General features: G+C 69.9%; 20 protein-coding genes and 1 tRNA gene. 11 read left to right on the top strand and 10 right to left on the bottom strand.

The features are described from left to right. Window positions 1-152 precede the first annotated feature (152 nt). From MFF55_RS17660 to cysK, 4 genes are all read left to right on the top strand, one after another. Entirely contained in the window at window positions 153-641 is a 489-nt protein-coding gene (locus MFF55_RS17660; protein WP_238245429.1) for an META domain-containing protein, read from the top strand. A gap of 195 nt (window positions 642-836) precedes the next feature. Continuing rightward, the gene (locus MFF55_RS17655) at window positions 837-1,007 is read left to right on the top strand and encodes a hypothetical protein (protein WP_238245417.1); all 171 of its coding nucleotides are present in this window, start codon (window positions 837-839) and stop codon (window positions 1,005-1,007) included. 28 nt (window positions 1,008-1,035) lie between these two features. After that, on the top strand, window positions 1,036-2,196 hold the full coding sequence (locus MFF55_RS17650; protein WP_238245416.1) for a glycosyltransferase: 1,161 nt from the start codon (window positions 1,036-1,038) through the stop codon (window positions 2,194-2,196). Between the two features lie 199 nt (window positions 2,197-2,395). Then, window positions 2,396-3,373: a cysteine synthase A gene (cysK, locus tag MFF55_RS17645; protein WP_238245415.1), complete on the top strand. Its 978-nt coding sequence runs from the start codon at window positions 2,396-2,398 to the stop codon at window positions 3,371-3,373. 165 nt (window positions 3,374-3,538) lie between these two features. Here cysK and MFF55_RS17640 read toward each other — a convergent pair whose 3' ends face one another. The 7 genes from MFF55_RS17640 to MFF55_RS17610 form a co-directional block, all read right to left on the bottom strand. Continuing rightward, complete coding sequence (locus MFF55_RS17640; protein ID WP_238245414.1) at window positions 3,539-4,579, bottom strand: glutamine synthetase beta-grasp domain-containing protein; 1,041 nt, start codon at window positions 4,577-4,579, stop codon at window positions 3,539-3,541. A gap of 301 nt (window positions 4,580-4,880) precedes the next feature. Continuing rightward, window positions 4,881-6,170 carry an omega-aminotransferase AptA gene (gene aptA, locus MFF55_RS17635; protein ID WP_373874827.1) on the bottom strand — a complete coding sequence of 430 codons (1,290 nt, stop codon included), beginning with the start codon at window positions 6,168-6,170 and terminating at the stop codon, window positions 4,881-4,883. 44 nt (window positions 6,171-6,214) lie between these two features. Next, window positions 6,215-7,201 carry an ABC transporter ATP-binding protein gene (locus MFF55_RS17630; protein ID WP_238245412.1) on the bottom strand — a complete coding sequence of 329 codons (987 nt, stop codon included), beginning with the start codon at window positions 7,199-7,201 and terminating at the stop codon, window positions 6,215-6,217. A gap of 229 nt (window positions 7,202-7,430) precedes the next feature. Then, on the bottom strand, window positions 7,431-8,450 hold the full coding sequence (locus tag MFF55_RS17625; RefSeq protein ID WP_238245411.1) for an ABC transporter ATP-binding protein: 1,020 nt from the start codon (window positions 8,448-8,450) through the stop codon (window positions 7,431-7,433). Beyond that, a complete protein-coding gene (locus MFF55_RS17620) occupies window positions 8,450-9,337 on the bottom strand; it encodes an ABC transporter permease (RefSeq protein ID WP_238245410.1) in 888 nt (295 codons plus the stop codon). Before MFF55_RS17620 ends, MFF55_RS17625 begins: the two co-directional genes overlap by 1 nt. A 1-nt stretch (window position 9,338) precedes the next feature. Next, window positions 9,339-10,280, bottom strand: a complete 942-nt coding sequence (locus MFF55_RS17615) for an ABC transporter permease (protein ID WP_238245409.1) — start codon at window positions 10,278-10,280, stop codon at window positions 9,339-9,341. 63 nt (window positions 10,281-10,343) lie between these two features. Next, complete coding sequence (locus tag MFF55_RS17610) at window positions 10,344-12,008, bottom strand: ABC transporter substrate-binding protein (protein WP_306421457.1); 1,665 nt, start codon at window positions 12,006-12,008, stop codon at window positions 10,344-10,346. Window positions 12,009-12,215: 207 nt separating this feature from the next. On the opposite strand from MFF55_RS17610, the gene rnhA reads away from it, so the two are divergent. The 6 genes from rnhA to MFF55_RS17580 all read left to right on the top strand — a co-directional run bounded on the left by rnhA (window position 12,216) and on the right by MFF55_RS17580 (window position 21,061). After that, a complete protein-coding gene (rnhA, locus tag MFF55_RS17605) occupies window positions 12,216-12,875 on the top strand; it encodes a ribonuclease HI (protein WP_238245407.1) in 660 nt (219 codons plus the stop codon). After that, complete coding sequence (locus MFF55_RS17600; protein ID WP_238245406.1) at window positions 12,872-13,468, top strand: DNA-3-methyladenine glycosylase; 597 nt, start codon at window positions 12,872-12,874, stop codon at window positions 13,466-13,468. Before rnhA ends, MFF55_RS17600 begins: the two co-directional genes overlap by 4 nt. A gap of 76 nt (window positions 13,469-13,544) precedes the next feature. Then, window positions 13,545-14,762: a GGDEF domain-containing protein gene (locus MFF55_RS17595; protein ID WP_238245405.1), complete on the top strand. Its 1,218-nt coding sequence runs from the start codon at window positions 13,545-13,547 to the stop codon at window positions 14,760-14,762. Between the two features lie 59 nt (window positions 14,763-14,821). Beyond that, on the top strand, window positions 14,822-17,950 hold the full coding sequence (locus tag MFF55_RS17590; RefSeq protein WP_238245428.1) for an ATP-binding protein: 3,129 nt from the start codon (window positions 14,822-14,824) through the stop codon (window positions 17,948-17,950). Between the two features lie 74 nt (window positions 17,951-18,024). Further along, window positions 18,025-19,389, top strand: a complete 1,365-nt coding sequence (locus MFF55_RS17585) for an FAD/NAD(P)-binding protein (RefSeq protein WP_238245404.1) — start codon at window positions 18,025-18,027, stop codon at window positions 19,387-19,389. Between the two features lie 208 nt (window positions 19,390-19,597). Continuing rightward, window positions 19,598-21,061: a chromosome partitioning protein ParA gene (locus MFF55_RS17580; RefSeq protein ID WP_238245403.1), complete on the top strand. Its 1,464-nt coding sequence runs from the start codon at window positions 19,598-19,600 to the stop codon at window positions 21,059-21,061. A 67-nt stretch (window positions 21,062-21,128) separates the two neighbouring features. On the opposite strand, the gene MFF55_RS17575 is transcribed toward MFF55_RS17580, so the two are convergent. The 3 genes from MFF55_RS17575 to MFF55_RS17565 all read right to left on the bottom strand — a co-directional run bounded on the left by MFF55_RS17575 (window position 21,129) and on the right by MFF55_RS17565 (window position 22,146). Next, a tRNA-Phe gene (locus MFF55_RS17575) sits at window positions 21,129-21,204 on the bottom strand. Between the two features lie 88 nt (window positions 21,205-21,292). Next, a complete protein-coding gene (gene yacG / locus MFF55_RS17570) occupies window positions 21,293-21,499 on the bottom strand; it encodes a DNA gyrase inhibitor YacG (RefSeq protein ID WP_238245402.1) in 207 nt (68 codons plus the stop codon). Continuing rightward, window positions 21,496-22,146: a Maf-like protein gene (locus tag MFF55_RS17565; protein WP_238245401.1), complete on the bottom strand. Its 651-nt coding sequence runs from the start codon at window positions 22,144-22,146 to the stop codon at window positions 21,496-21,498. The genes yacG and MFF55_RS17565 overlap by 4 nt, the downstream gene beginning before the upstream one ends. Window positions 22,147-22,584: 438 nt before the next feature. Between MFF55_RS17565 and MFF55_RS17560 the strand changes: the two genes are divergently transcribed. Next, window positions 22,585-23,814, top strand: coding sequence for a tyrosine-type recombinase/integrase (locus MFF55_RS17560; protein WP_238245400.1), 1,230 nt, complete (start codon window positions 22,585-22,587; stop codon window positions 23,812-23,814). Window positions 23,815-24,086 lie beyond the last annotated feature (272 nt).

Raw genomic sequence — 24,086 nt, 5'->3', positions numbered from 1 at the left:
TCGCCGCCGCGCCCTTGACCATATTTGTGCTGGAATCTTATCCGATGGGCGGCTTTGACGGAATGGACGAAGGTCTGGCGCTCACTGACGCTGCGACGGACCTTGTACCCGTCACGACCAACGCGATGCATGCGCGAGAAGGGGGCCAGACAATGAGGGCGATCGTGTTCGCGGCGGTGGCTTGCGCCATCGCGGCCGGTTCGGCGGTGACGAGCGTGCAGGCTCAGGGCGTGACCGGCTTCGGCCGGGATGCCCGCGAGAAGCCCGACAAAAAGCAGTATATCCCGGCGACGAAGCCGCAGGAAAAGATCTTCCCGCTCGACGCGACCTGGACCGCGGTGAGCCTCAACGGCAAGCAATTCAACGGTGCCGACCGCCCGAGCTTCATCATCGACAAGCAATACCGCGCCCGCGGCTATGGCGGCTGCAACACCTTCGCCGCGACCGCCTTCCCGCTCCGCGATCAGCAGTTGGCGGTGGGCCCGCTCGCCCTCACGAAGAAGTCCTGCGACAAGGGCCTCGGCAGCCTCGAGCAGGACTTCTTCATCGCCCTGCGGACGGCGGGGCAGTGGGACATCGTCGGCTCGCAGCTCGTCATCAAGAGCCAGAAGGGCGAGCTTCGGTTCGACCGCGCGCTCTAGGCCTCGTGCCGCGGTTCGCGGACGATGGCGGTGCCGCATCGCGGCCGGGCCTCCCGAGCCGCATCCCGGGACGTCGCGTCGTCCCTCCGGCCGTTAAGCCTCCATTGAGCACGATCCGCGGCAACCGCCGCGGATTCACCGCTCCTTCAACCCGTCGCGCGCTTCCTGGCCTCAGGCAGGGGAACGGAGCGCGGGATGAGTGCGGTTCTGGATTGGTCGACCGGCGCGGCCCTGCGTGCCACCGCCCAGGAAGAGGCTCACTACACGGCTCCGCGTCCCGTCCATGCCGGGGCAGCCCTGCTCGCGCTGGCGAGCCCGGTGCTCGCGACCCTGCTGGTCGTGCTGACGGCCCTTCTTCGGACCTGAGGGTTTCGTCGGCCGGATTCAGCCTGGCGTGAGCCAAGCGCGGCCCATCCTCCACGTCATCTCCGGACTTCGCACCGGTGGGGCCGAGACGATGCTCGTCGCCCTGTGCGGCGCGCTGCAGGCCCGGGGCCTGCCCCAGCACGTGGTGAGCCTCACGCCGGGCGGTCCGAACCGAGCCGCCCTGGAACGGCTCGGCGTTCCCGTCCACGAAGTTGCGCCGTCCGGCCTCATCGGACCGGCGTCCTCCGTGCTGCGGCTCGCGCGGCTCATCCGCCGGCTGCGGCCGGCCATGGTCCAGGGCTGGCTCTACCACGGGGACCTCTTCGCCGCCGCCGCCCACCGCCTTGCCGGGGGCCGTCGCGCCACCCGCCTCGCTTGGGGCCTGCGCAACTCCGACATCGACGATGCCCGCTATGGACGCCTCCTCGCGATCGGACGGCTGTTGTCGGGATGGCCCGACCTCGTGGTCGCCAACAGCGAGGCCGGTGCGGATTTCCATCGCAGACGCGGGTACCGGCCGCGGCGGAGCGCCGTCATTCCGAACGGCATCGATGCCTCGCGCTTCCGGCCCGATCCGGCGGCGCGCGCGGCTCTACGCGCCGCTTTGGGCATAATGGAGGATGCAATCGTCGCCGTGCATGCCGCGCGGCTCGATCCGATGAAGGACCACGCCACTCTGCTGGCCGCGGCCACGCGGACGCCGGCAATCCGGATTCTCCTCGTCGGTTCAGGCACGGAGACGCTGACGCTCCCGGCCAACGCGACGGCGCTCGGGCGTCGCGACGACCTTGAGCGCATCTATGCGGCCGGCGACATCGTCGTGTCCGCCTCCGCCTTCGGTGAGGGCTTCTCCAACGCCGTCGCCGAAGGGATGGCGGCCGGTCTCGTCCCCGTCGCGACGCGGGTCGGCGACGCGCAAGCCATCCTCGGCAGCCTCGGCCGGCTCGTCCCGCCCCGAGATCCCGCGGCGCTCGCGGCGGCGCTGGCGAGCCTCGCCGTGCTCAGCGAGGCGGATCGGCGAGGGATCGGAGTGCTGGGTCGCCAGCGGATCGAGGCGCAATTCAGCGTGGAACGCATGGCCGAGCGCTTCGTCGAGGCCTGGCGAGGGGCTGGCGCGGAGATCAAGCCCTTGCCGCCGGCAGACCCTCCGACCCTGCAAGAAGAAACTTCTCCTTACCCGTTCCCATAGAACATGATGCTTCTATGCAGCGCCGATGTCCAAGGTTCTGTAGAAGATTAGCCTTGCATTCGCCCCGGCGATGATTGCCTTGAGCCTGCCGACGCGATAACCCGGCCGCCCTATCACGGCGGCCGGGCCGATGTCCCGCGCCGCCTCGCTGCGGGTCGTCGACCCGTACGGACCCAAGCCGACCAGGAGCCCGCTCATTATGGCCGACGCTACCTCAGCCTCCTCCCGTCAGCCGGGCCACGGCCGGATCTACGGCTCGATCACCGAGACCATCGGCAACACGCCCCTCGTCCGGCTGAACCGGATCACCAAGGCGCGCGGCGTCGACGCCGAGATCCTGCTGAAGCTCGAATTCTTCAACCCGATCGCGAGCGTCAAGGACCGCATCGGCGTCAACATGATCGACGCGCTGGAGGTCTCCGGCAAGCTCAAGCCCGGCGGCACGCTGGTCGAGCCGACCTCGGGAAACACCGGCATCGCGCTGGCCTTCGTCGCGGCCGCCCGCGGCTACCGTCTGATCCTCGTCATGCCGGAGACGATGTCCATCGAGCGGCGCAAGATGCTTGCTTTCCTCGGTGCCGAGCTCGCCCTGACCCCCGGTCCGCAGGGCATGAAGGGCGCCATCGCCAAGGCCGAGGAGCTGCTCGCCGAAATCCCGGGTGCAGTGATGCCGCAGCAATTCTCGAACCCGGCCAACCCGGAGATCCACCGCAAGACCACGGCGGAAGAGATCTGGAACGACACGCAGGGCCAGCTCGACGCCTTCGTGGCGGGCGTCGGCACCGGCGGCACCGTGACCGGCGTCGGCGAGGTGCTGAAGCCGCGGCTGCCGAACCTGAAGGTCTTCGCCGTCGAGCCGGTGGATTCGCCGGTGATCTCCGGTGGCCAGCCCGGCCCGCACAAGATCCAGGGCATCGGCGCCGGCTTCATCCCGGACAACCTGCACAAGTCGGTCCTCGACGGCGTGCTCACGGTCACGAACCAGACGGCCTTCGAGACCTCCCGCGAGCTGGCGCGGCTTGAGGGCATCCCCGGCGGCATCTCAACGGGCGGCAACGTCGCCGCGGCCCTCGAACTCGCCTCTCGGCCGGAGTTCCAGGGCAAGCGCATCGTCACCGTCGCCTGCTCCTTCGCCGAGCGCTACATCTCGTCGGCGCTGTTCGAAGGGATCGGCTAGCGCCGGCAGAAACGAGAAGGCCCCGCCGGAGCGGAGCCTTCTTCTTCCCTCCCCCCGCGGGGAGGGATCGAGGGTGGGGGTGGTTTCGCTGGCCTCGACACAGGGTCGCCCAGCCACCCCCACCTCCAGCTCCTCCCCGCAAGGGGGAGGAGAGGCGCTCGCAACTTACGCCGCCTTGGACGCGTAGCTCTCGGTCGGAACCGAGGAGATCGTCTTCAGAACCTGCGACGCGATCTGGTAGGGGTCCCCTTGCGAGTTGGGGCGGCGGTCTTCCAGGTAACCCTTGTAGTCGTTCTTGATGAAGCTGTGGGGCACGCGGATCGAGGCGCCGCGATCGGCCACGCCATAGGAGAACTTGTTCCACGGCGCCGTCTCATGCTTGCCCGTCAGGCGCAGATGGTTGTCGGGACCATAGACGGCGATGTGATCCTCGAGGTTCTTCTCGAAGGCCGCCATCAGAGCCTCGAAATAGGCCTTGCCGCCGGTCTCGCGCAGGAACGCCGTCGAGAAGTTGCAGTGCATGCCCGAGCCGTTCCAATCGGTGTCGCCGAGCGGCTTGCAATGGTACTCGACATCGATCTCGTACTTCTCGCAGAGGCGCTGCAGCAGGTAGCGGGCCACCCACATCTCGTCGGCCGCCTTCTTGGAGCCCTTCCCGAAGATCTGGAACTCCCACTGGCCCTTTGCCACCTCGGCGTTGATGCCTTCGTGGTTGATGCCAGCGTCGAGGCAGAGGTCGAGATGCTCCTCGACGATCTTTCGAGCGATCGAGCCGGACTCGGAATAGCCGACACCGCAGTAATAGGGCCCCTGGGGCGCGGGATAGCCGGTCTCGGGGAAGCCGAGCGGTCGGCCGTTCTTGTAGAAGAAGTATTCCTGCTCGAAGCCGAACCAAGCGCCCTCGTCATCGAGGATGGTGGCGCGCTTGTTCGAGGCGTGAGGGGTGACGCCGTCCGGCATCATCACTTCGCACATGACGAGCACGCCGTTCTTCCGGGTGCTGTCGGGGAAGTGGCGGACCGGCTTCAGCATGCAATCGGAGCTGCCGCCCTCGGCCTGCTTCGTCGAGGAGCCGTCGAAGCCCCAAATCGGAAGCTGCTCAAGGGTCGGAAAGCTCTCGAACTCCTTGATCTGCGTCTTCCCTCGCAGGTTCGGCACCGGGGTGTAGCCGTCGAGCCAGAGATACTCGAGCTTGTACTTTGTCATTCCATGCCTCTTGTCCGTTCACGACGCGACGCTTGAGGGAACCGATGGGGATCGCGGCCTCGGGTGGCTCAGACGCGAGAGCATTTCGCATGCCACTGGGAACCGACCGGCGAAAGGCCGTCTCAGGCGGCCTTTCTGCCTCCTTCGTGCGCATCTGCCTCATCCATAGGCAAGCCACGCATCTCGGCGGACATCCAGCGGGCCTGTTCGTTCGTCGGCCTCAACCGATGCCGCCCCGAACCTCCAAGTTCGCTTCGGTCCAACCGACGATCAGAGGCGTAGGATACCGTGGTCGCGCGCCTCAGGCCGCGCGCTCGATGGCCTCGGCGAGCAGGCTGATCGCGTCGGTGATCTGCCCGCGCTCGATGATCAGCGGGGGCGACAGAGCGATGATGTCGCCGGTCACGCGGATCAGCAGGCCACGGCGGAAGCAATCCACGAACACGTCATAGGCGCGGCTACCCGGCGCGCCGGGCCTGGGTTCGAGCTCGATGCCGGCGATCAGACCGAGGTTGCGCAGGTCGATGACGTGGCGGGTGCCGCGCAGGTCATGGATCGACGCCGCCCAATCCTCCTCCAGGGAGGCCGCCCGGGTGAGAAGACCCTCATCCTCGTAGATCGATAGCGTCGCGATGCCGGCCGCGGCCGCGACGGGATGCCCGGAATAGGTGTAGCCGTGGAAGAGCTCGATGGCGGGTTCGGGGCCGTGCATCAGGGCGTCGTGGACGGCGCGGGACGCGAAGACCGCGCCCATCGGGATAACCCCGTTCGTCAGCCCCTTGGCGGTGGCGACGAGGTCGGGCCGCACGCCGAAGCGCTCGGTCGCGAAGGGCGTCCCGAGTCGGCCGAAGCCGGTGATGACCTCGTCGAAGATGAGGAGGATGCCGTGGCGGTCGCAGATCCCCCGCAGCCGCTCCAGGTAGCCCTTGGGCGGAATCAGCACCCCGGTGGACCCGGCGACCGGCTCGACGATGCAGGCGGCGATGGTATCCGCACCATGAAGGGCGACGAGCCGTTCGAGGTCGTCGGCAAGCTCGGCCCCGTGCTCGGGCTGGCCCTTGGCGAAGGCGTTGCGGACCGGGTCGTGGGTGTGCCGCAGGTGGTCGACGCCGGGCAGGGTCGGGAAGACGCGCCGATTGTTGAGGATGCCGCCGACGGAGATCCCGCCGAAGCCGACGCCGTGATAGCCGCGCTCCCGTCCGATCAGCCGCGTGCGCGTGCCCTGGCCGATGGCGCGCTGATAGGCGAGAGCGATCTTCAGGGCGGTGTCGACGGATTCGGAGCCCGAGCCCGTGAAGAAGATCCGGTCGAGGGGCGCATCGGGGCCGCCCGGCGCGATGGCGGCGAGGCGCTCGGCGAAGTCGAAAGCCGCCGGATGGCCCATCTGGAAAGAGGGCGCGTAGTCCAGCGTCGCGAGCTGGCGCTCGACGGCCTCCGCGATCCGACGGCGCCCGTGCCCCGCATTGACGCACCAGAGCCCGGCAGTGCCGTCGAGGACGCGTCCGCCATCGGCGGCGGTGTAGTACATACCGTCGGCGGCCACGATCATGCGCGGGTCGGCCTTGAACTGCCGATTGGCCGTAAACGGCATCCAATAGGCATCGAGGCCGGGCGCGTTGCTGACGTTATTCGAGGTCAAGCCATGGTCTCCGCGCGTTCGGGTTCGCGCGCGAAGATACACCGGGCGCCCCGCTCCGGCGATATCGCGTAGAGGGGCGGCACCGCCTCGCGGCAGGGCGGGACCGCCCGGTCGCAGCGGGGGGCGAAGCTGCAGGCGGTCGGCGCCCGGTCGAGGCTCGGCGGCGCGCCGGGGATCGTCTTCAGCCGCCCGCGCCCCGTCGCGCCGTGGACGGTCGCGGAGAGGAGGCCCTGCGTGTAGGGATGGCGCGGATCGCGCACGACCTCGCGCAGCGTCCCGGTCTCGACGATGCGGCCGGCATACATCACCGCGATCCGGTCGCAGATCTCGACGGCGACGCCGATGTCGTGGGTCACGAAGATCACCGCCATGCCGAGTTCCTGCTGCAGCTCACGCAGGAGAAGGAGGATTTGGATCTGCACCGTGGCGTCGAGCGCCGTCGTCGGCTCGTCGGCGAGCAGGACCTGCGGGCGGCAGGCCAGCGCCAGCGCGATCATCGCCCGCTGCCGCATGCCGCCCGACATCTCATGCGGATAGGAGTCGAGCCTGGTCCGGGCCGAGGGAATGCGCACCCGCTCCAGCATCTCCAGGGCGCGGGCACGGCCCGCGATCATGGACACGCCTTCATGATTGGCGACGGATTCCGCGATCTGGTGGCCGATCGTGTAAACGGGGTCGAGAGCAAGCCCCGGCTCCTGGAAGATCATCGAGACCGTGCGGCCCCGATAGCGGGCCAGCGCGGCATCCTTCATCGCAAGCACGTCCTGGCCCGCGACCTCGACGCTGCCCGAGACCTGCGCGTGCCGCGGCATCAACCGCATCAGGGCGCGCAAGGTGACGCTCTTGCCCGAACCGGATTCCCCGAGGAGCCCGATCACCTCGCCCGGCGCCAGGGACAGGCTGACGCCGTTCAGGGCGTGGACGGTCCGGCGGCCCGAGAAGCGGACGTTGAGGTCGTCGATGGTGAGGATAGGGGTGGTCATGAGCGCATTCCCCCTCTCCCCGCCAGGCGGGGAGAGGGCTTCATGCACCTTGTCGTGCATGAAGCGAGCGGAGCGAGGGTGAGGGGGTCTCTCCGGAAGTGGCTCCTCCGGCTATACCCCCTCACCCTCGGCTGCCGCCTCGCCGTGCTCCCCGACAAGGGGGGGACACGGCCCTCTCCCCGCCGGGCGGGGAGAGGGGATGCGCGCAGATCGATGGCGTCCACCTTGCTCATGCCGCTGCCCCCGAATGCCCGGAGCCCGGGATCGCCATCAGGCAGGCCGCCTGATGGTCCGGACCGACCTCCGCCAGAACCGGATGCACCTTCGCGCAGACGCCCTCCGCGAAGACGCAACGGGTGTGGAAGCGGCACCCCGATGGCGGGTCGATCGGGCTCGGCGGGTCGCCCGCGATCGGTGCCGTCATGGTGCGCCGGTCGGGGTCCAGGGTCGGCATCGCTGCGATGAGCGCGGCCGTGTAGGGATGGCGAGGGGCGGCCCACAGGCTCTCGACGGGCCCGATCTCCACGACCTCGCCGAGATACATGACCAGGATGCGGTCCGAGATGAAGCGCATCACGTTGAGGTCGTGGCTGATGAACAGGAAGGTCAGCCCGAGCTCGGTCTTCAGGTCGACGAGCAGGTTGAGGACCTGCGCCTCCACGGATTTGTCGAGCGCCGAGACGGCCTCGTCGAGGATGACGAGGCTGGGCCCGAGTGCCAGCGCCCGGGCGATGTTGATGCGCTGGCGCTGGCCGCCCGAGATCTCGTGCGGGTAGCGCCCGGCGAAGGTGTTCGGTTCGAGCCCGACGCGGCGCAGGAGGTCGCGCGCCAGGTTCCGTGCGGCCGCGTCGCGGACGCCGTGCACCGTCGGCCCGAAGGCGATCGAGTCCTCGATGGTCAGGCGCGGGTTGAGCGAGGCGTAGGAGTCCTGGAAGACCATCTGCATGCGCCGGCGCAGGTCGCGTAAGGGGAGCGTGCTGCCGACGCGCTCGCCGTCGTAGAGGATGTCGCCGGCATCGCGCGGCATCAGGTGCATCAGGAGGCGGGCGGCCGTGGACTTGCCGCAGCCCGACTCGCCGACCACCCCCACGGTCTCGCCCTTGGCGACCGAAAAGGAGATGCCGTCGACGGCGCGAACCACCTTGGGCGGCGCGAAGGGCTTGGTCCGCGCCCTGAAGTGCTTCGTGAGGCCGCGGACCTCGAGGAGCGGCTGGGCGGGTCCGCCGCGATCGGGAGCGGGAGCGAGCATCAGCGGCGGATATCCATGGCCGAGCGCAGCCCATCGCTGAACAGGTTGAAGCAGACGGAGACCGCGAAGATCATGGCGCCGGGCAGCGCCGCGACCCAGGGCTGCGCGTAGATCGCGTTGCGCAGGGTGTTCAGCATCAGGCCCCATTCGGGCTCGGGCGGGCGGGTGCCGAGGCCGAGGAAGGAGAGGCCGGCGGCGAGGATCATCGAGACCGAGATCAGGCTGGTGGCGTAGACGAAGATCGGCCCGACGACATTGCCGAGCACGTGGACCCGCATGATCCGGAGCGCGCCTGCGCCCGAAGCCCGGGCGGCATCGACGAAATCGAGGCTGCGCACGCTCGTGGTGACGCTCTCGGCCACCCGGGCGATCGGCGGCACGAACACCACGGTGAGCGAGACCACGGCATTGAGGATGCCGGCCCCGAGCGCGCCCGAGATCGCGATGGCGAGCAGCACCGAGGGGAAGGCGTAGAACACGTCGATGGTGCGCATGATCGCGGAATTCGTCGCCCCGCCCGCGTAGCCGGCGAGGATGCCGAGGCAGGCGCCGATCACGAAGGCGTTGACCACGGGCAGGATGCCGATCAGCAGCGACAATCGTCCGCCATAGATGAGCCTCGCCACCATGTCGCGTCCGAGCTCGTCCGTGCCGAGCGGGTAGCCCGGCGTGCCGATGGGCTTCAGGCGCCGGATCATCGAACCCTGGTAGGGATCCGAGAGGCCGAGCCAGGGCGCGAACAGCGCCGAGAGCAGGATCGCCAGGAGCACCAGCGCGCAGATCATGCTCAAGGGATCGCGCAGGAGCCGGCCGCCGACGGTCCGCCAGTAGCCCGGGGCCTTCTCGGCGCGGGCGATGGCGCCCAGGGTCTCGATTCCGGCCGTCATCTCAGGACCGCTGGATGCGAGGGTCGATCGCCGCCTGAGCGACGTCGACGATGAGGTTCAGGGCGACGAAGAACAGGGCGAGCACCAGGATCGTACCCTGCAAGAGCGGCAGGTCGCGCTGGAAGATCGCGGAGTTGAGGAGAAGGCCGGTCCCGGGCCAGGAGAACACGGTCTCGATCAGGATCGAGCCGCCGAGCAGGTAGCCGAGCTGCAGCCCCGCCACCGCGATGGCGGTCGGCGCGACGTTCTTGACGACGTGGACGAAGACCTGCCGTTCGCGCAGGCCTTTGGCCCTGAGGCCGTCGACGAAGTCGAGGGAGAGGGTGTCGCCGACGAGCGCCCGCACGGTGCGCGTGATGATGCCCATGGGGATCACCGCCATCGTCACCGCGGGCAGGACGAGGTAGCGCAGGTGCTCGAGGTCCCAGGCCCAGACGCCCGGCCCGCTGCCGACGGCGGGCAGCCAGGCGAGCTGGACGGAGAACACGATCACGAGGACCATGCCGAGCCAGTAATGGGGCACGCTGACGCCGGCGAGCGCCAGGCCGGTGGCGAGCTTGTCGACCCAGGTGTCGCGATAATAGCCCGCAACGAGACCGAGGAAACCGCCGGCGAGGAAGCCGAGGCAGGCCGCCGTGGCGGCGAGGATGAAGGTGCGCCCGACCGCGTTGCGGACTTCGTCGAGCACCGGCCGGCCCGTGGCGATCGAGGTGCCGAGGTCGCCGTTCAGGGCCTTCCAGATCCAGAGGCCGAACTGGACGGGCAGCGGCTTGTCGAAGCCGTAGGCGGATTTGAGCTGCGCCGCGAGTTCGGCCGAGGCGTCCGGCGGCAGGACGGAGGTGAGCGGGTCGCCGGCGAGATGCACCAGCAGGAAGCAGACGAGGGCCACGCTGAAGACGACGGGGACCGCGTAGAGCAGGCGCTTCGCGACGTAGGCGAGCATCGCGTTAACCTCCCCCCGCGGAGGGGGGAGGGAAGAGCGTGCCCGATCCGGTCAGCGAGACGATCACGGCGTCATCGTGATCGGCGAGAAGTCGACGAACCAGCTCTTGGGCTGGACGAAGTTCTTGATCTTGGGGCTCATGGCGCGCGGCCCGACGTCGTGCGCCACCCAGAGGAAGGCCGCGTCGTCGACCGCGGCGGCGTGGAGCTTGGCGAGCGCCGCGTCGCGGGCGGGCGGATCGAAGCTTTGGCGCGCCGTCTTGATCAACTCGTCGTAGCGCGGCTCGTTGATGAAGCCCCAATTGTTCGAGACCGGCGGGGCCATGCCCGATTGCAGGAAGCGCACGAGGGCGAAGAAGGGGTCCATCGCCGCGAAGGTGACGTTCACCGCGTGCGCGCCGTTGGCCGAGGCGTCCTTTGCGCCGCGGCGCCAGTTCGTGAACAGGGTGTTCCACTCGATGACGTCGAGCTTCACGTCGAAGTAGCACTCGGCCAGCGCCTGCTGGATGTACTCGTTCATCGGCAGCGGCTGCATCTGGCCGGAGCCCGAGGCGGAGGTCTGCGTCTTCACGGTGATGCGCTTCGACTCAGAGAAGCCCGCCGCCTTCATCAGGCGCTGGGCCTCCTTGAGGTCGTAGCGGATCTTGAAGGTCGGCTCGCCGCGCCAGGGATGGCCGGCCTCGACCGTGCCGGTGGCCGGGGCCATGTAGCCGCCGAGCAGCCCGTCGCGCATGCCCTCGCGGTCGATGCAGAGATTGGCCGCCTTGCGCACGTTCACGTCGTTCCAGGGCGAGCCCTCGATCCGCGAGAACTGCCAGGGCCAGACATGGGGCTGCTCGTTGGCGGTGATCTGAAAGCCGCGCGACTTGATCTGCGGGATCGCGTCGGGGGCCGGCGCCTCGATCCAATCGACCTGGTTCGAGAGCAGCGCCGCGGTGCGGGCGTTGGCGTCGGGGATCGGGAGCAGCACCATCCGCTCGACCTTGGGCACCCGGGCCTTGTCCCAATAGGCCTCGTTGCGGGCGAGCTCGAGACGCTCGCGCGGACGGAACCCCGTCATCTTCCAGGGGCCGGTGCCGGAGGCGTCGCGGGCGAAGGCCGCCCAGGCGGCCGAAGCCTTGGCCGCATCGTCCGCACCGCTCGCGGCGGAGAACAGCTTCTGCCAATGGGCGGGGCTCGCCATGAACAGGTTGGTGAGGTTGATCGGCAGGAAGCTGTCCGGCTCCTTGGTCGTCAGCTCCACCGTGAGGTCGTCGATCTTGCGGGCGCCGAGCAGGGTCGGCATGCGCGAGGCGGTGACGCCGACCTGGCTCGCATCGTAGTGCGGTGCCTTCGAATCGAGCACCTTGCGCACGTTCCAGACGACGGCCTCCGCGTCGAAGGCCGAGCCGTCATGGAAGACGACGCCGGGGCGCAGCTTGAACACCCACTTAGTGGTGTCCTTGGCGTCGACTGCCCATTCCGTGGCGAGGCCGGGAAGGAGAGCGCTCGGCTTGTCCGCCGAGGACAGGTCCCAGATCGTCAGGGCGTCGTACATCGTCAGGCCGGTGAAGCGGTTGCCCTCGAAGCCCTGGTCCGGCTGGCCCAGGGTGCGCGGGATGTCCGCGCTCGTCATGGCGATCCGCAGGGTACTTTGGGCCTGAGCGGTCGACGGCACGATCGGGAGGAGAATTGCACCGCCGACGCAAGCGAGCGTTGCGGCAGACCGAAGGAACGACGACGCCACCATAGATTTTTATCCCATTGATCGTGACGCCGTTGTCGCAAGCGCCATGCCGTTCAGCAAGCGGGATTGAACGTCGGCCCCGCTGCTAGGCCGTGATCATGATCATGCCCATGATCAACACGACCGTGCAGTTTTTCACGTCGATTCTGCTCAAATTCCCCGCCATATCGCTCTCGATTGCGATCCAGATCTCCGAAGGTCACGAGCCCCATGCGAACCATCGTCTATGCCGACGGCGGATGCGACCCCAATCCCGGTCCCGGCGGGTGGGGCGCGGTCATCGTGGGCCCCGAGGGGACGATCGAGCTCTGCGGGGGCGAGCGGGCCACGACGAACAACCGGATGGAGCTGACGGCGGCCATCAACGCCCTGGCGCATTTCCCCGAAGGTGCGGCGATCGAGATGCGCTGCGACAGCCAATACGTCGTGAAATCCGTCACCGAATGGATGCGGGGCTGGAAGGCCCGGGGCTGGCGGACCGCGACGGGCCCGGTGAAGAACGTCGACCTGATGCAGCGCCTCGACGAACTGGCCGCGGCGCGCGACGTGCGCTGGACCTGGGTCCGCGGCCATGCCGGCGAGGCCGGCAACGAGCGGGCCGACCGGCTCGCCGCGAAGGGGCGGCGGCAGGCGCTCGGCCTGCCCGTCGAGGCGCTGGCGCCGCCGCCCCCGCCTGCGCCGCCCGCCGAGCGCACGGTGCCCATCGCCATCGCCCCCGATCTCGGCCGCGCGGTCGCGGTAGCGGCGCGGCGCGAGGGACTGACGACGCGGGCCTTCGTGGAGCGCGCCGCACAGCTCGCCCTCGACCTCGGGCCGGACGGCGTCGCGCAGGCCCGGCGCCTCGTCCAACCCCCCGCGAAGGTCCCGTGAGCCGCGGCCTCGATGCGACCTTCTTCGCCAGACCCGCGCCGCTGGTGGCGGAGGCGCTGATCGGCTGCCTCCTGTTCGTCGACGGCGTCGGCGGCCCCATCGTCGAGACGGAGGCCTACGACCGCACCGACCCGGCCTCGCACAGCTTCCGCGGCCCGACCCGACGCAACGCCAGCATGTTCGGGCCGCCGGGACACGCCTACGTCTATCGCTCCTACGGCATGCACTGGTGCCTGAACCTCGTCTGCGAGCCCGGCAGCGCCGTCCTGATCCGGGCGATCGAGCCGGGGGAGGGCCTCGAAGCCATGCAGGCCCGCCGCGGCGTCGCCCGGACGCGCCTGCTCTGCGCCGGGCCCGGGCGCCTCTGCCAGGCGCTCGGCGTGACGCGAGCCCATGACGGGCTGCCCCTCGATTCGCCGCCCTTCCGGGTGACCGGGCGCGAGACGGTGCCGTCCGTCCAGGCAGACCGACGGATCGGGATCAGCCGCGCCGCCGAGACGCCCTGGCGCTTCCTCGCCGCCGGCTCGCCCTTCGTGAGCCGGCCTATCTCGAAGCCGATCGCCGCCCGAGGCCCGCAAGAGAGAGTTGGATGACGGTCGCGCCCGTTAAGAAAGACAAGAGGTCCACGCGCTAGCATCGCCGTCAGTCCTTGGGCGGAGCCGCGTCGTCATGACCGAACTATCCGGGCGTTCCCTCACCGTGGCCTATGTCACGGCGCTGGTGCTCGTCGCGCTGATGTCGCTCGCCTCGCACCTGACCCTTCATCAGGTCCTGGACCAGCACCAGGGGGCCGCCTCGGTCCTCAACATCAGCGGCCGGCAGCGCATGCTCTCGCAGCGGATCGCGGGCCTGGCCGGCCAATGGTCGACGGGCGATGCGAGCGCCCGGGCCGCCCTGCGCGCCTCCATCGACCAGTTCGCTCTCTCGCATGCCCGCCTGCGGCAGGGCGATGCGGAGCTCCAGCTTCCGCCCGCCTCGACGCCGCAGCTCCAGGCGCTCTATTTCGGCGGCGAACACTCCCTCGACGCCCAGGTCGGCGAGTTCATCGCCAAGGCCCGGGCCGTCGAGGAGATGGCCTGGAACGACCCGGCGATGCCCGCCGCCCTCGCGCCGATCTACGCGGCGGCGCGCGAGCCGCTGCTCGGGCGCCTCGACGCGGTCGTGCGGGAGCACGAGCGCACCAGCCGCGAGCAGCTCCAGCTCCTGCAGCGCATCCAGAACGTCTCGCTCCTCGTCGTCCTCCTCACCCTGCTCGCCGAAGCCTTCGGGATCTTCCGCCCGATGGTGCGCCGCATCGCCGGCTACACCAAGCGGCTCGTCGCGATCGCCTCGACGGACCCGCTCACGGGCGCGCTCAACCGGCGCAGCTTCACCGACCGGGCGCTCGCGGAGCTCGCCCGCGCCCGCCGCTACGAGCGGCCGGTCTCGCTCCTGATGATCGACGCCGACCGCTTCAAGGCCGTCAACGACACCTACGGCCATGCCGGGGGCGATGCCGTGCTGCGGGCGCTCGCCGGACACCTGACCGCCACCCTTCGCCCCAGCGACGTCTTCGGCCGCTTCGGCGGCGAGGAATTCGCGGTCCTGCTCCCCGAGACCGGCCTCGTCTCCGCCGAGATCGTGGCGGAGCGGATCTGCGCGGAGCTCGCGGCGCTTCCGGTCCAATCGAACGGGCAGGAGATCCGCTTCACGGTCAGCATCGGCATCGCCGAGTTCGAGTCCGAGGCGACGGACATCAAGGCGACCCTCGATCGCGCGGATGCGGCGCTGTACCAGGCGAAGGCGAGGGGGCGGAACCGGGTCGTGACGGACCGCGCCCTCCCGTCCGGGGACGCGCCGCACTTCCTCCACGACGCGCCCCTCCAGCCATCCACGGCAGCCGCCTGAATGGCTCCTCTCACCGGCCATCCGGCCCGACTTTCGATTGCTAAGGGCCGCGTAAGGTGATGTGGAGGCCAATCAGTCTGCAGGCATCCCTGGCGGCACTCTTCGGAGTGCTGGCGCTCGGCCTTGCGGTCGCCGCCAGCGCCACGGCCGAGCGCATCGCCGCGGCTCAGCTGCAGGACCGGATCGGCCAGGAGCTCGCCGACTATTCCGGCTATCTGCGCTCGCGCCTGAGCGCCGAACTGCGCGATCACCGGCGCCTGGTCCGGACGCTGGCCGACATGGCGCAGACCGTCGAGCCCTCGGCGCAGACCTGGCGGGTCTGGCTCGACGCGGTCCAGAGCTCGCACCCGGACTACGCCTGGATCGGCTTCGCCGACACCAAGGGCGTCCTGCGGGCGGCGAGCGACGGCATCCTGGAGGGCGAGAGCGTCGCCGCGCGCCCCTGGTTCCGCGCCGCCCTGTCGGGATCGTTCCTCGGGGACGTGCACGAGGCGGTGCTGCTCGCCAAGAAGCTTCCGCCGCTCCCGGGCGGCGAGCCGCTGCGCTTCGTCGACGTGGCGGCGCCCGTGCGCGACGCGGGCGGCGCCATCGTCGGCGTGCTCGGCGGGCATCTCAGCTGGAGCTGGGCGCGCCAGGTCGAGCGCTCCATCCTGGCGCCCCTCGAGAGCCGGCGGCCCGGCGTCGAGGCGCTCATCGTCAGCAGCGCCGGCGAGATCCTGCTCGGATCGGCCGAGATCGTGGGCAAGCGTCTCGATCCGGTCGTCGCGCAACGGCTCGCCGGCCCCATCGCGAACGGCACGAGCGGCCACGTCCTCGGCCCCTGGGCGGGGCAGGGCACCTACCTGCTGGGCGCCAGCGGCGCGATGAGCGGCGACGAGGGCAATCTCGGCTGGACCGTGCTGGTCCGCCAGCCCGCGGAGCGGGCCTTCGCGCCGGTCGCGGAGCTCAGCCGCACCATCTTCCTCTGGGGCTGCGCCCTGACGCTGCCCTTCGCGCTCCTCGGCTGGGCCTTGGCCAAGCTTGCGACGCGGCCGTTGCGCTCGCTGGTCGCCTTCGCCGAGCGTCATCGCCGGGGCGAGAAGGGGGTGCCGATCCCGCTGGGCGGCTATTCCGAGGCCAACGCCCTCAGCGAATCGCTCCAGCTCCTGCTCTCGGACCTGACCGCGCGCGACGCCGCGCTCGCCTCGAACAACCGGGCGCTGGAGCAGCGCGTCGAGGAGCGGACCCAGGAACTGAAGAAGGCCGCCGCCCTCACCGAGAAGGTTCTGGAGAACAGCCCCGACGTCATCATCGTGGTGGCGCCGGACGGGCGCATCGAGTTCGCGAGTCGGCCGCCCCATTGGCTGGCCGACCCGGCCGATCAGGCCGCCGTGCGCGGTCGGACGCTGCCGGCGCTCTTTCCCGCCGCCTGCCACGCGGACCTGACGTCCGCGATGCTGCAGGCCTGCGAGGAGACCCCTGCGCCGCTTCGCGTCTTCTGTCCGTCGGAGACGGGGCCGGGCCAGTGGCTGGAGGTGCTCGTCACCTTCATGCAGGACCGCCGCAACCGGCCCGAGCACCTGCTCTGCATCGTCCGCGACATCACGGTCCAGCATCGGCACGCCGAGGCGCAGCGCCTGGCGGCCGAAGAGGCCGAGCGCGCCCGCGAGCAGGCCGTCGCCGCGAGCCAGGCCAAGTCGGACTTCCTGGCGTCCATGAGCCACGAGATCCGCACGCCGCTCAACGCGATCATCGGCTTCACCGGGCTGATCCTCGACCGGCGGGACCTTCAGCCGGACCTGACCCGCCAGGTCGGCCTGATCCAGAGTTCCGGCAACGCGCTGCTGACCGTCGTCAACGACGTGCTCGACTTCTCGAAGGTCGAGGCCGGTGCCATCATGCTCGAGCCCCGCACCTTCTCGCCGCGGGCGCTCGCCGACAACACCCTCTCGATCGTCAGGGGACAGGCCGACGCGAAGGGCCTCGCCCTGAAGTTCGAGGCGGATGCCGGGGTGCCGGCCTGGCTCGTCGGCGACGAGGATCGCCTGCGCCAGATCCTGCTCAACCTCGTCAACAACGCCATCAAGTTCACCCGCGAGGGCTCGGTCACCGTCCGCCTGACCTCGCAGGGCAGCGCCGCCGAGGGCGAGCGCATCGCCTTGTCGATCATGGATACGGGCATCGGCATCCCGGCCGACAAGCTCGACCGCCTGTTCCAGCGCTTCAGCCAGGTCGACGGCTCGATCCGCCGGGAATTCGGCGGCACCGGCCTCGGCCTCGCGATCTCTCAGCGCCTCGTCGAGATGATGGGCGGGACGATCACGGTCACGAGCGAGCCGTGGCAGGGCTCGACCTTCTCCTTCAGCCTGACGCTGCCCGAGGGGACGGCCGAGGACCGGGAGGCCGCCGCCGACGCGGCCGCCCCCGCCGTGCTCCGGCCGGCATCGATCCTTCTGGCGGAGGATCTGGAGGTCAACCAGGAGATCGCCTGCGCGATCCTGGTGAGCGCGGGCCACCGGGTCGACGTGGTCGGCGACGGCGCGGCTGCGGTCGAGGCCGTCGAGGCGGGCGCCTACGACCTCGTGCTGATGGACGTCCAGATGCCGATCATGGACGGCCTCGCCGCCACCGCGCGCATCCGCGAGCTGCCGGGACCGAAGGGACGCATCCCGATCATCGCGCTGACGGCGAACGTGCTGGGCGAGCAGATCTCCGTGCTGCGCCGGGCCGGCATGGACGAGCATGTCGGAAAGCCTTTCCGGAGGCCCGACCTCCTCGCCGCCATCGCGCGCTGCCTCCCGAACCTGCCGGCCGAGACGCCCGCCGAGGCCGGGCCGGTGCCGAGGGGCGAGGCGCTCGACCGCGGGACCCTGGACGAGCTGATCGCGCTGGCCAGCGAGGCCCAGGTCGGCGCCTGGCTGCGCATGTTCGAGGATCAGGTCTCCACCGTGCTGCTCGGCGACGAGGCCTCGGCCGCGATCACGCCGGAGATCGCCGCGGGGCTTCATCGCCTCGTCTCGCAGGCCGGCATGCTCGGCTTCATCACCCTGTCCGAAGCCTGCCGCGCCTGCGAGGAGGCCGCGCTCGCCGGCCGCGAGGCGGGAGGACTCCTCGGGGCATGCCGCGCCGCCGCCCGCGCCGCCATCGCCCAGAGCCGGGCCGTCCGCGCCGGCCTCGGCGGGGAGGGGGAATTGGCGAACGTCGCCTAGAGGCGCGGCGGCCCGAACCCCGTCGCTCCGAGCTGCCGGTTGGTGTAGGCGAGGCTCGAAGGAATTGGGTCTTCATGCGCGCAACGCCGCTTCCCATCGCCGTGATCGGCGCCGGCTTCAGCGGCACCATGGTGGCCCTGCACCTCCTCGCGCGGATCGGGCCGCGGGCCATCCTCCTGTGCGAACGCGGCGGGCGCTTCGCCCACGGCGCCGCCTACGGCACCGGCGAACCGGGCCACCTCCTCAACGTGCGCGCCGCCAACATGAGCGCCTATCCGGACCGTCCGGACCATTTCGTCGACTGGCTCGCGATGCGCGAGCCGGGCGACGAGGCGCAGGTCCACGAGACGCCGGCCGGCACCTTCGTGTCGCGGGGCCTCTACGGCCGCTATGTCGCATCCCTGCTTCAGACGGCCCTGGCCGAGGAGGCCGGATCGCACCGCCTCATCCTCGTGGGCGACGAGGTCGTCGATCTTCTGCCCGACGACGGCGGATACCGCCTCGTCCTGGCCGGCGGCCGGCAGCATCGGGTGGCCGGCGCAGTGCTGGCCATGGGGAACCGGCTGCCGGTCCAGGTCGAACTCGGGCCCTACATCGCCAATCCGTGGTCCTGCGCCTTCGCCACGGGATTGCGCCAGGGCGAGCCCGTCGTCGTCGTCGGCAGCGGCTTGACCATGGTGGACGTCGCGCTCCAGCTCCACGCCGCGCGCTTCTCGGGACCTGTCGTCGCGATCTCGCGGCGCGGCCTGCTGCCGCTCATCCACGGGGCGACCACGCCATGGCCGAGGCCGGCCCTGTCCGGGGAGGCGCGCGGATCGCTGCCCTGGCTCCTTCGGCGCCTGCGGTCCGAGGTCGAGGCGGCGGGCGCGGCCGGCGTCTCCTGGCGGAGCGTGGTCGACAGCCTACGGCCGATCACCCTCGCGCTGTGGCAAGGCCTGCCCGCGGCCGAGCAGCGCCGCTTCCTCCGCCATGCGCGTCCCTGGTGGGACATCCACCGCCATCGGATGGCACCGCCGGTGGGGCAGCAGATCGCGGCGATGATCGCGGGGGGCTACCTGCAGGTCCGCGCGGGCCGGATCCAGTCGGTCGAGACCGCGCCGGACGGGGCGAGCGTCAGCTATCGCCCGAGGAATGGGCGTGAGGTCGAGGCGATCAGGGCGCAGCGGGTGATCAATGCGACCGGAACGGTGGCGCCCGAGCAGGCGAGCAGCCCGCTCCTCGAGCGGTTGATCATCGCGGGCCTCGCGCGGCCGGACCGGCACGGGCTCGGGCTCCAGCTCACGGACGGCTTCGCGGTGGTGGGGGAGGGCGGCGTCACGCCGGGCCTGTGGGCGCTCGGACCGCTGGGCCGGGGCGTGTTCTGGGAGTGCACGGCCGTGCCCGACATCCGCAACCAGGCGGCGCAAGTCGCGGAGGGGATCGCAACCTTCTTGTCCTGATCACGACCTGCGACCGCTGGCACGGTGGGGCCGCGACCTCCGTCCTGGCTCGGCGGCCGACCGCGTCGGATCGGGGACTTTGCCGTCGCGGGAGCGTCGATGGGCGGCCCGCACCCGCGCGCTCGGCATTCCCGATCGATCGCCCCTCGAACAAGAGCGGCGTCCTCGCGTTACCCCTCGGCTCACAGGCCACCAGCGAGGGCGTGCCATGGCGACCGACATCCGTTCCGAACTCCGCCGCCCCCTGACCTTGAGCCTCGGCGTCGTGGCCGCCGTGCTGCTGGTGTGGCTGCTGATCGTCACCCTCGTGCACGCGCGCCAGCGCCACGCGCTGGAGCAGCAGCTCACGCTGCAGATGACGAGCCAGATCGCCCTGCAATCCGAGCTGACCCAGCAACGCGCCGCGCTCGGGACGCTCGCCGAGCTCCAGGACAAAATCGCCGCGACGGAGTCGCGGAGCTTCCAGATCACGGCGGCCCTGGTGCTCGCGCAGGGCAAGGAGGCGGCGCTCAGGGAGGCCCAGCTCAAGGCCGAGCAGGAGGGTGCCGAAGCGGCCAAGGCGGCGGCGCGGGAGACGGGGCGGCTCGCGGAGCTTCAGGCCCAGGCCCGTCAGGCCGAGGAGCGCCTCGCGCAGGCGCAGCAGGCTGCGACGTCGGCCGAGCAGACCCTGGCGAGCCGCACCGGAGAACTGGCGGAGCTCGACCGCACGGTCGAGACCGCGCGCCCGCTCGCGGCCAAGATGCGCGACGATCTGACGGCGATCAGCCAGGATTCGGCCGCGAAGGCATCCGACCTCGCCCGCGCCGAGCAGGGCCGGCGGGAGGCGAGCGACGCGCTCGCCGCCGCGCAGAACGAACGCACCATCGCGACGGCCGAGAGCGAGCGGGCGGCGCGGCAGCAGCGCGAGGCAGAGCAGGCCGTGGCGACGCTCACCGCGAACGGCGAGAAGCTCACGCGGGAGATGGTGCAGACCAATCAGCAGCTCGAACAGGCGCGGACGACGCTGGCCTCGACGCAGCGCGAGCTGGACAGCGCCGGGGGCGACCGCGACCGGTTGGCGGCCGAGCGCGACCAGCTCCGGCAGGCGCTCGCGGGGCTCAACGCCGATCGCGAGAGGCAGTCGTCCGAGCTTGCGCAGACCACCGGGCAGCTCGAGCAGGCCCGCGCGACCCTGGCCTCAACGCGGAAGGACGTCGCGCAGGCGGAGGCGGACCGGGACCGCGTTGCGGCGGAGGCTAGGCAGGCCCAGCAGACCCTGGCGGACCTCACCGCCAGTCGCGAGCGGCTGACGGCCGAGCTCGCGCAGCTGAACCAGCAGGTCGGGCAGGAGCGCGCCACCCTAGGGGCAACGCAGAAGGAGATCGCCGCGGCGAGCACGGAGCGGGGTCAGGTCGAGCAGGCCCTGAGGACGCTGAAGGGCGAGCGGGAGGCCTCGGCGAGCGATCTGGCGAAGCTGCAGAGGCAGGAGGCGGAGGCGCAAGCGCAGTTCGCGACGCTGACCGAGAGCATGGCCGCCCGGAACAAGGAGATCGCTAGCCTGGAGGACAGGCTCGGCCTCACGCGCCAGCAATTGTCGGAGGAGCAGACCAAGCTCGCGGACCTGCGCCGCCAGCTCTCCGCTCAGCCCGACGCGACGGGCGCCGTTCCTCCGGTCCCCGCCGAGCGCAGGTGAGCCGCCGCGGGGATGCCGCCCGTCTTCGCAACGATGTGGGGGAGCCTGGCCGCTCTCAGGAGAGCGATGGTGCCCAGGGACGGAATCGAACCGCCGACACTGCGATTTTCAGTCGCATGCTCTACCAACTGAGCTACCTGGGCATCCGCCGGGCCGGGGTGCGGCGCTGGCAGGAGGCGGGGTATAGTGAGTGGGCCAGGACCTGTCTAGCCTCATCGCCGGCCCGTTTACTCAGTGATCGGATCCGCCTTCGCGTCCGCCGCCCGGTGGTGGATCCGCCTCGTCGTCCTCGGTGGGAATGACGTAGCGGTCGCTCAGCCAGCGCCCGAGGTCGATGTCGGCGCAGCGGGTCGAGCAGAACGGGGCGAAGGCGGCCTGCGAGGGTTTGCGGCAGATCGGGCACGGATCGGCCTTGGCCTTGCGCGGTGGCGTCGTCACAGCGGCCCTCCCCAGGAATCGTGGATGGGGAACCCCTCGCCCTCCAGGAGGCTCAAGGTCTCGTAGAGCGGCAGCCCGACGACCGCGCTGTAGGAGCCGACGAGCTTGATGACGAAGCTGCCCGCGAGTCCCTGGATCGCGTACCCCCCCGCCTTGCCGCGCCACTCGTCGGAGGCGAGGTAGCGATCGATCTCGCGGGAGGTCAGGCGCTTGAAGCGGATTCGGGTCTCGACGAGGCGCTCGCGACGGCGGTCGCCGGGCGAGAGGACGCAGATGGCGGTGAAGACGCGGTGCTGGCGCCCCGAGAGCAGGCGCAGGCAATCGGCTGCCTCCTCGGGCAGTTCGGCCTTCGGCAGGATACGCCGGCCCACGGCGACGACGGTGTCGGCGGAGACGACGAAGGCCTGCCGCATGTCGTCCCGGCGGCGTGCCGCCTCCCCGGCCACGGCGATCTTGGCCCGGGCCAGCCGGCGGGCGAGATCGCGCGGCGCCTCGGACCGCAGCGGCGTCTCGTCGACCTCAGCGGGCAGGAGGGCGTCCGGCTCGATGCCGACCTGCTGGAACAGGGCGAGGCGCCGCGGCGAGGCGGAAGCGAGCACGAGGCGCGTCGAGCGCTCGGGCGAATTCGGTTGAGTGGTGTCGCTCATCGTAGCGCGAGAGCCGTCATAGGCTGGAACCCGGTGCGTCGGTGGGAGGGAGAGAGCGTCGCCGGCCGGGCAGCGCGGCACGGCGCGATGCGGACCTCGGGGCCATGCCCCCGACCCGGCGTGCCTTCAAGGCTAGCGGAAAGCCGAGCCCTTGTGAACGCGAAGCGAGCGTGGACAAGCCGAAACCCGTTGCGCTATGCTCGGCCGTGACGGCGGCGCGACGCCGTCGACCGCGGGCCAGGCCCCGGTCCGCGGGCGTAGTTCAGTGGTAGAACGTCAGCTTCCCAAGCAGGAAATGACAGTTTCCTCAAGCTTCCCCCAGCTAGACCAAACGTCCCAAACGTAACCGACGTATTCGCTTATCCGGCTACGCGCAGTACGTCGCTTGCTGGAGCTTGACGCCTCACGCTCCATAGCTGCTACAGCGGAGCGACGTCGATGCGACGGTTCAAATTCACTGCCACCACGCTGTCTCGTTACTTGGTAACTCCCGAGAACGGGTGTGGGCAGGCAGTAGTCTGGGACAACGAGACGCGGGGTCTTGGCGCATATCGCGGCAAGACTGGACACGGCAGCTTTTTCGTCCACTACCGGGTGAGCGGTCGCCAGCGTAAGGTTACACTCGGTCGGGTTGACGAGATCGCGGTCGCCGATGCTCGCGCCAGGGCGGTCGAGATCATGGTCGCTGCCTGTCAGGGTCGCGACATCGTTGAGGAGCAGCAGGCTGCCGAGCGGGCCCGCCTGACTCTCGCTGACGCCTTCGCCGAGTACATGAAGGCGCTAGCCCGCAAGGAGGCCTCACCCAAGACCGTTGCGCTTAACGAGCACAACTGGCGCAAAATGCTCGCGCCTCACGCCAAGCGCGAGCTACGGTCGCTCACGCGCCGAGAGGTCCGGTCGTGGCACGAGGGGTGGGGCTCCATTGGACCGACGGCGGCGAACCAGGGCGCACGCCTTCTTCGTGCCATCTACAACTACGCCGACAAGCGCCTTGCTGACGATCTACCCGCCAACCCGTGCGTGGCAGTGGAGTTCTTTGCGGAGCGTGGCACGCGCCGGGTCCTTTCCTGGGAGGACCTACCTCGCTGGTGGAAGAGGGTCCTCACACTAGAGAACCCGGTCCGGCAGTCCTATTGGAAGCTCTTGCTATTTACCGGCTTGCGCATGTCGGACGCTGCGACAATCCGGTGGGGGGACGTGCGCGGGGATGTGCTCAACCAACCGAACCCTAAGGGTGGTCGCTCCCGGGCCTATGACCTGCCGCTTACTCAGCAGTTGCGAGCGATCCTCGGCGAGGCGCGGAAGGCGACGGAGCAGCTCCACCCCGGCAGCCCTTGGGTCTTTCCTGCGGATAGCGCGTGCGGCCACGTGCGGAACATGCGCGAGCTGAAGGCTTTCCCCTGCGTCTGGCCGCACGACCTGCGCAGGACCTACGCGACCGCCTGCGCGGAGGCAGGCGTCGATCCCTACACCATCAAGTTGCTGCTGAACCACGCGATGGACAACACTGACGTTACGTCTCGTTACGTGCGGCCCTCCCCCGGGCATGTTGCGGGCGCCGCGCAACGGGTCTCCGATTTTTTGGCTACCAGGGTGGAGGGTGCTCCTGCATCGACGAACATCGTCCGTCTCAGCTCAGTCTCCACATCCGTGGTGTCGGCCGCCTGACGTCGCAAAGTGGCCGATTGCGGCCCGTCCGCTTCCGCCGATTGAGGCGGTGAAGCGGACACTCAACGCGACTCACTCGATTGCCTCAAAGTGACTTTATGCGTGCGTAGAACGCTGCCGATCAACGTCCGGACGGGGTGAGAAGCAGACTGAGGCTTGTGGTCGGAAAACGGATGTTCGCCGGTTGAGGGTTGCGGAATACTCAGCGTTCCCGCCAAGCTTTAGCCATTTGATCAGAAAGAGATTTCGTGAGGTAGGAGAGAACACTTCGA

The sequence above is a fragment of the Methylobacterium iners genome, from assembly GCF_022179305.1.
GTDB classification, from domain to species: Bacteria; Pseudomonadota; Alphaproteobacteria; order Rhizobiales; family Beijerinckiaceae; genus Methylobacterium; species Methylobacterium iners.
The sequence above is the reverse complement of the archived record's forward strand: the minus strand, read 5'-3'. Positions and strand labels throughout refer to the sequence as shown.

Coding starts and splice junctions, on each gene's coding strand:
- MFF55_RS17620 (WP_238245410.1), bottom strand. CDS start 9,337: ATGACGGCCGGAATCGAGACCCTGGGCGCCATCGCCCGCGCCGAGAAG.
- MFF55_RS17595 (WP_238245405.1), top strand. CDS start 13,545: ATGACCGAACTATCCGGGCGTTCCCTCACCGTGGCCTATGTCACGGCG.
- MFF55_RS17660 (WP_238245429.1), top strand. CDS start 153: ATGAGGGCGATCGTGTTCGCGGCGGTGGCTTGCGCCATCGCGGCCGGT.
- MFF55_RS17565 (WP_238245401.1), bottom strand. CDS start 22,146: ATGAGCGACACCACTCAACCGAATTCGCCCGAGCGCTCGACGCGCCTC.
- MFF55_RS17615 (WP_238245409.1), bottom strand. CDS start 10,280: ATGCTCGCCTACGTCGCGAAGCGCCTGCTCTACGCGGTCCCCGTCGTC.
- MFF55_RS17625 (WP_238245411.1), bottom strand. CDS start 8,450: ATGCTCGCTCCCGCTCCCGATCGCGGCGGACCCGCCCAGCCGCTCCTC.
- MFF55_RS17590 (WP_238245428.1), top strand. CDS start 14,822: ATGTGGAGGCCAATCAGTCTGCAGGCATCCCTGGCGGCACTCTTCGGA.
- aptA (WP_373874827.1), bottom strand. CDS start 6,170: ATGCCGTTTACGGCCAATCGGCAGTTCAAGGCCGACCCGCGCATGATC.
- MFF55_RS17585 (WP_238245404.1), top strand. CDS start 18,025: ATGCGCGCAACGCCGCTTCCCATCGCCGTGATCGGCGCCGGCTTCAGC.
- rnhA (WP_238245407.1), top strand. CDS start 12,216: ATGCGAACCATCGTCTATGCCGACGGCGGATGCGACCCCAATCCCGGT.
- MFF55_RS17560 (WP_238245400.1), top strand. CDS start 22,585: ATGCGACGGTTCAAATTCACTGCCACCACGCTGTCTCGTTACTTGGTA.
- MFF55_RS17580 (WP_238245403.1), top strand. CDS start 19,598: ATGGCGACCGACATCCGTTCCGAACTCCGCCGCCCCCTGACCTTGAGC.
- MFF55_RS17655 (WP_238245417.1), top strand. CDS start 837: ATGAGTGCGGTTCTGGATTGGTCGACCGGCGCGGCCCTGCGTGCCACC.
- MFF55_RS17610 (WP_306421457.1), bottom strand. CDS start 12,008: ATGGTGGCGTCGTCGTTCCTTCGGTCTGCCGCAACGCTCGCTTGCGTC.
- cysK (WP_238245415.1), top strand. CDS start 2,396: ATGGCCGACGCTACCTCAGCCTCCTCCCGTCAGCCGGGCCACGGCCGG.
- MFF55_RS17640 (WP_238245414.1), bottom strand. CDS start 4,579: ATGACAAAGTACAAGCTCGAGTATCTCTGGCTCGACGGCTACACCCCG.
- MFF55_RS17630 (WP_238245412.1), bottom strand. CDS start 7,201: ATGACCACCCCTATCCTCACCATCGACGACCTCAACGTCCGCTTCTCG.